This window comes from Sporosarcina sp. ZBG7A, assembly GCF_000813425.1.
Taxonomy (GTDB): domain Bacteria; phylum Bacillota; class Bacilli; order Bacillales_A; family Planococcaceae; genus Sporosarcina.
The window spans coordinates 1-3,945 of record NZ_JWIB01000075.1 but is presented as its reverse complement, the minus strand read 5'-3'; the positions used below and the strand labels follow the sequence as shown (position 1 = coordinate 3,945).

3 protein-coding genes are annotated in these 3,945 nt (G+C 42.9%); all 3 read right to left on the bottom strand.

The genetic code is table 11. The features are described 5' to 3' along the window. Nucleotides 1-121: 121 nt before the first annotated feature. Complete coding sequence (gene fumC, locus RL70_RS17080) at nt 122-1,504, bottom strand: class II fumarate hydratase (protein WP_039044600.1); 1,383 nt, start codon at nt 1,502-1,504, stop codon at nt 122-124. 130 nt (nt 1,505-1,634) lie between these two features. Further along, the gene (locus tag RL70_RS17075) at nt 1,635-2,957 is read right to left on the bottom strand and encodes an FtsX-like permease family protein (RefSeq protein WP_039044599.1); all 1,323 of its coding nucleotides are present in this window, start codon (nt 2,955-2,957) and stop codon (nt 1,635-1,637) included. Next, entirely contained in the window at nt 2,947-3,645 is a 699-nt protein-coding gene (locus tag RL70_RS17070) for an ABC transporter ATP-binding protein (protein WP_039044598.1), read from the bottom strand. The genes RL70_RS17075 and RL70_RS17070 overlap by 11 nt, the downstream gene beginning before the upstream one ends. Between the last annotated feature and the right edge of the window lie 300 nt (nt 3,646-3,945).

Genomic DNA, 3,945 nt, shown 5'->3' with positions numbered 1-3,945 from the left:
CAAATCACTATGTCAGTCTAATGAGACGTTTTTTCATGGACATGTCGACTCCTTTTCTTGAAGTTTGTCCTCTCAGCATACAGTATTAAACATGGTAGTAGCGTTACAATATTGTGGCAACTTACAAGCCAGTCATTTTAGAAGGATCTACCCACTCATTGAACTGATCCTCAGTTAGAAGTCCTGTTTTGAGTGCGGCTTCCTTCAAAGTTGTTCCTTCTTTGTGAGCCGTTTTTGCAATCTTAGCTGCATTTTCATACCCAATATGCGGATTAAGTGCAGTTACGAGCATGAGTGAATTTTTCACTTTGTTATCGATTTCTTCAAGATTTGGTTCAATTCCAACTGCACAGTTGTCGTTGAAGCTGATCATTCCATCTGCTAACAGTTTTGACGTTTGCAAGAAGTTGAAGATGATGACTGGCTTGAATACGTTGAGCTCGAAGTTCCCCTGGCTCGCTGCAAATCCGATTGTTGCGTCATTCCCCATGATTTGTGCAACGACCATCGTCAGCGCTTCACTTTGTGTCGGGTTCACTTTACCTGGCATGATTGAACTACCTGGCTCGTTTTCAGGAATCGTAATTTCACCGATACCTGAACGCGGACCACTAGCAAGCCAACGTACGTCATTGGCAATTTTCATAAGATCTGCAGCAAGTGCTTTCATGGCACCGTGTGTGTAAACAACTTCGTCATAGCTTGTAAGTGCGTGGAACTTGTTTTCAGCTGACGTAAAGTCAATACCGACAGACTTCGAAATTTCTTCTGCCACTTTGTCTCCGAATCCTTTTGGTGCGTTCAGACCCGTACCGACAGCTGTTCCACCGATCGCAAGTTCTTTCATCGATTGAACGCTTTCCTTAAGCATCTTCTCCGTTTTCACAAGCATCTGATGCCAACCGCTCATCTCTTGACCAAGTGTAAGAGGTGTCGCATCCTGCAAGTGTGTACGGCCGATTTTGATAATGTCCATGAACGCTTCCGACTTATCGCCTAGCGTTTTCTTTAGTTTCTCAAGTGCTGGTAGGAGTTCACGTTCAACTGCGATTACTCCTGATACGTGAAGCGCCGTCGGGAATGTATCATTTGAACTTTGTGATTTGTTCACGTCGTCATTCGGGTGCAAGCGCTCTTCCTCGCCCCACTCTTCAAGCAACTGATTCCCGCGGTTAGCGAGTACTTCGTTCATATTCATGTTTGACTGCGTTCCACTTCCTGTTTGCCAAACGACAAGTGGGAAATGGTCGTCCCATTTACCTTCTAATACTTCATTGGCTGCAGCTGAGATTGCTTTCATCTTCACTTCGGAAAGATTTCCGAACGAGTGACTTGCAATGGCTGCAGATTTTTTCAAATGTGCAAAGGCCTGGATGACGCCAGTCGGAATGCGTTCTCCGCCAATTTTAAAGTTTTGTTTACTACGCTGTGTTTGTGCACCCCATAGTTTGTCCGCTGGGACTTGAATTTCACCAAACGTATCGTGCTCAATGCGGTATTCCATCCTGAAAACCCCTTTTCGGAAATAAATTGACTCTCTTCTTATCTATCATGCCGGAATTCATCTGTAAAATCAAAGATATTTGAATCAGTACAATAAGAAAAAGATCCGCCATAGTGAGCGGATCTTCCTTTTATAATTCGCGGCGTAACGCATCGATGACATCGATTTGTGTTGCTTTACGTGCGGGACGCCATCCTGAAATCATTGCCACGCTAATACTGATCGCTGATGCAATGACAACGAGCTGCCAGGGAATGATTGAAAACGTGATGTTCAATTCATTAAAGTCCTCTTCTCCAAGTGCCGCTCCTACGATGAGTGGCAAGATGTAGTTTGCGAGGATGCTAATTGCATAAGAAAGGATGACTGCGATGACAGTTCCAATGATGCCAATCCATGCACTTTCAAGTAAAAACAATCGCTGAATCAGTTTTGGTTTTGCACCGAGCGCTTTCATGACACCGATTTCGCGTGTACGCTCAGTCACTGCCATCGTCATCGTATTGAAGATACCAATAGAAGAAATCAAGATTGCAATGGTTCCAACGAAGATAAGTCCGGCTTTTAGGGCTAAGAAAAAGACATCGATTTGCTCCAGCTCTTCTGATATTGAATACACAGAATATCCGTCATCTTTTAACGAAGTCGTGATGCCCTTTACATTTTGCAGTTCATCCGCATAGATGTTTAGATTTGAATAGAACAGCGGATCCGCACCTTCTTTTGGCTTATGCCGATCGTAAATAGCTTCTAGCTCTGGAATTATTGAAGCATCCGCATATAGGTTACTATCGAACATAAAGTCTTTTGCAGGTTCCTTTGAGATTCCAACAATCTTCAGTTGAATCGGTTCACCGTACAATTCAGATGTTTCGAGGCTTCCAAGTTCATATGTGATTTCCTTACCTAGGAGATCACCTTCATAGTGCGGCATTTCAATTTCAGCATCACCTTCTGTAGTCGAGTCCTCCGCTGGCTGTTGGTTTTCCAGCTTCTCAACTTCCGCTTCATCGATTAAATTTTTTGCAAAATCACTTCCAACAACGATTTCATATTTATTCTCTGGTAAACGCCCTTTCTCTAACGCGAATCCTGCCTTTTGCTCTTCTGCAAACTCTGAAACGACAAGTGTTCCAGAATTGCTATATGTGTCGAGTGTGGATTGCTGAGACAAGCTAATTTGTTGGCGTAAAACGACCGCTTTAACGTGATTTAGCTTCTTCATTTCTTCAGCTTTTGCAGAATCGATATCGCTTGAATACACTTCAATTTGTGTAACGAGACGGTTGTCCAAAATTTCGCTGCGCAATGTGTCTTGGATCCCGAATCCGACAGAAGCTAAAATGATAAGAAAAGCGGTTCCCATCGTTGCGGCTAAGATTGTCATGAATACACGTAGTTTGTTCTTTTTAATGTGCTGCCTAACAAAATCGATTTGGTCCTTAAATTGCATGATGCACACCCCCTGCTTTCAATACACCGTCGTGCATTTGGTAAATTTCATCCGCAATAGATGCAACTTCATCGTCGTGAGTGATAATGACGAAAGTAATTCCACGGGATTCGTTCAGCGAACGGATGAGCGCTAGAATTTCCTGTTCCGTTTCTGAGTCAAGACTGCCAGTTGGTTCATCTGCAAATATGATTGGTGGATTCGTGATGAGTGCACGGGCGATACTAACACGTTGTTGTTGACCACCCGACAACTCATTCGGGTAATGGTCTTGCACTTCTTTCAAACCTACGTGTTGGACGAGTTGCTTCACTAGTTTTGTGCGTTCTGCTTTCGACGTGCCTTTCAGTTTCAAAGGTAGCTCAATATTCTCGAATGTCGTGAGACCGGGCATGAGCTGAAAATTCTGGAAGATGAACCCGAATTGGTTTAGCCGGAATTCTGCACTTTGGGTTTCATTGAAATCAGACGTCACTGTTCCATTGACTGTAATTTTCCCGCTCTCAGGCTTAAGGAATCCAGCCATAATATGAAGTAATGTTGACTTCCCTGATCCACTTCTTCCGACAATCGAGATAATGGAACCTTTTTGCACTTCGAAAGAAAGGTCTTTCAAGACAGGGACAGGCCGCTCTTTTCCTTTTTTACCGATTTTGAACGAATGCTGAATATTTTCTACGCGAATCAATTTGATGTCCTCCTCTAACTTGCTGATACTTTGAGTATGACAGTCAAATCTTTAGAAGAAGTGTATGGAAAAATGAAGAATTTCTTAAGATGCAAGAAGTTTTTCAATTTGAGTGCTTTTCAGGGCGAAGCACTCCTTCTGGCTCTTTGTCTTGATTGATGAAGGGTACTATTCTGAGAGTGGATGGGTTATTTTCCTGGCGGTGGATGCTGACGATGGCGGAAGAGAGGTTTATGATCAGTTTTCAAGTTTTATGAGCAGTTTTTTTCGTTTATGATCATTTCTGAAGATAGTATAGAA

What these genes read in the sequence shown, in the direction of transcription:
- fumC (WP_039044600.1), bottom strand. Translation starts at nt 1,504, where the DNA reads ATGGAATACCGCATTGAGCACGATACGTTTGGTGAAATTCAAGTCCCA.
- RL70_RS17075 (WP_039044599.1), bottom strand. Translation starts at nt 2,957, where the DNA reads ATGCAATTTAAGGACCAAATCGATTTTGTTAGGCAGCACATTAAAAAG.